1 protein-coding gene is annotated in these 1,078 nt (G+C 24.3%); it reads left to right on the top strand.

The annotated features are described in order from the left end of the window. The coding region (locus B0A67_RS25110) for a hypothetical protein (RefSeq protein WP_207557395.1) at positions 1-1,078 on the top strand (1,078 nt) is incomplete at both ends.

The raw sequence follows: 1,078 nt of genomic DNA, 5'->3' as shown, positions 1-1,078 counted from the left end.
TCCAACAGTAGTTTTCTATGGGATTTGGGGTAGTTTTCTTAATTGGAATATTCATTCTAGTGAAATCAAAGATTTTATTTTTAATATTTTAAAAGAATTATTTTCTAAGCAAGAAATATCTATTAGAGCAAATAATTTAATTACAAATTTTTCAATAGATTATTCTGCAGAATCTATTAGTTGGAGAGAGTTCTCGGAAAGAGATGTTACTGAACTCTGGAATATTTGGGCAGAAATTTTTCCGATTTTTTTTAAAAGTTTACCAGTTAATATTTTTTTAAATGATGGGAGATATTACGATACGATGAGAACATCTATGAAATATCTAATTTTTAACAATGGAATTAAAGTATTTGAGACATGGTTAGATAGAATCGAATTGAGAATTCAAAATAAAATAGAGATAACGGACTATGAAATGGCGATTAGCGATGAATTGCTTGAATTTACTGATAATGATTTTGAAATAAGAAAGGAATTATTTAAAAGGATATTATCAAATAATAATTCAATTTTCTGCTTATACAATTTAAAATTAACAATTAAATATTGGAATAAATTAAATACTAATGAAAAGAATATAGTTCTGAATTTAATAGATTCAAACAGAGAAGATTTAAGATGGATTAAAGCTACTGTTTTGGCACAATGTGAAATTCCAAAAGAGATTGAAGTTAAAATAGTAGGTGATATTAATCTTTATTCATTAAAACCTGTAAAAGTACTAGAAATATTGCCTGCGCAATTAATTAATGATTGTTTGAAAATTATTTATTCTCAACCTTATGAACTTGAATATTTAAGACCAAGTTATCTTTCTGATTTTTGGAAGAAGATGATCAATTATCTATTATTTTATCACGTAGAACCATTTTTTGAGATATGTGTGAAAGAATTTATTAGACATAATATATTTGGAAATCGATCGGATAATTTTTTATTGTGGCAAAAAATATGCTTGAATTCAAAAAATCTTAATTACTTAACATATCTTGTTATTTATAATATTTCAAGAGGTTCAATTTATATCAATGGAACAAAAAAAATTATAAATGGTCTTATCTATACTTATAAAGAG

It is taken from the genome of Flavobacterium aquidurense, from assembly GCF_002217195.1.
GTDB classification, from domain to species: Bacteria; Bacteroidota; Bacteroidia; order Flavobacteriales; family Flavobacteriaceae; genus Flavobacterium; species Flavobacterium frigidimaris.
The sequence above is the reverse complement of the archived record's forward strand: the minus strand, read 5'-3'. Positions and strand labels throughout refer to the sequence as shown.